The 741-nt window shown below is 63.8% G+C and carries 1 protein-coding gene and 1 pseudogene; both read right to left on the bottom strand.

What is annotated here, in order from left to right; all coding sequences use genetic code 11:
- The coding region (locus EOA36_RS36435; RefSeq protein ID WP_145969553.1) for a GNAT family N-acetyltransferase at positions 1 to 537 on the bottom strand (537 nt) is incomplete at its 3' end.
- Positions 538 to 542: 5 nt separating this feature from the next.
- Positions 543 to 741: pseudogene (locus tag EOA36_RS36430) on the bottom strand (aspartate/glutamate racemase family protein); the annotation flags it as partial.

Genomic DNA, 741 nt, shown 5'->3' with positions numbered 1-741 from the left:
CGCTGCCACCGCGCGGTGCGGCGGCAGCAGCCATCGCTGCAGGAAAGAATGGCGGGAGGCGGGAAAGCAGAATGCGTCATATCTCATGATGTCGGGCACCAATTGCCCGGTCACCATGCGAGGCCGTTTGGCGCCGATGGTCAGGGCCGCAGCGCGCCCGCTGTAACGGATGGTCTCGTAGAGCGGCCTGAACCCTTTGCTCTCGTAGTTGGCTCGTTGCTCTTCGACGCCATCGAGCCCGATGGTGCGCCCGGCCAGCCTGTTCATGCCCGCGGTCCACACCGCTTTGCCGTAACCCTTGCCGCGCATATCCGGCCGGCAGATGTAGAGGCCGACGAAACCAAAATCGTGCCCATATTCCACGGCCGAGATTCCGGCGACCATTTCGCTGCCGGCAAAGGCGCCGATGAAACCCGCGGGATCCGCTGCCTGAAACATCGCCGCATCGTCAACGCCAGGGTTCCAGCCCTCCGCGGCCGCCCAGTCGATGAGGTCAGCCAATTCTCCCAGCGACAGCGTGCGGATGATCGGTTTCATGGTGCTTACTCGGCAGCGACTGCTCCTGGAGAGAACGATTTCAGCATACCACGATAGGGCTTGGCGAGCGGGGTCGCATAAGCACCGCGCTTCGATGTCGCGAGGCCAAGAGCCACCAGGGCCTCGGCTTGCTTCAAAGCGGCTCCGACGCCGTCAACGACAGGCAGACCGAACTCGCCCTGCAACCTGTGGGCAAGATCCGCC

It is taken from the genome of Mesorhizobium sp. M8A.F.Ca.ET.021.01.1.1, from assembly GCF_003998025.1.
Lineage (GTDB): Bacteria > Pseudomonadota > Alphaproteobacteria > Rhizobiales > Rhizobiaceae > Mesorhizobium.
The sequence above is the reverse complement of the archived record's forward strand: the minus strand, read 5'-3'. Positions and strand labels throughout refer to the sequence as shown.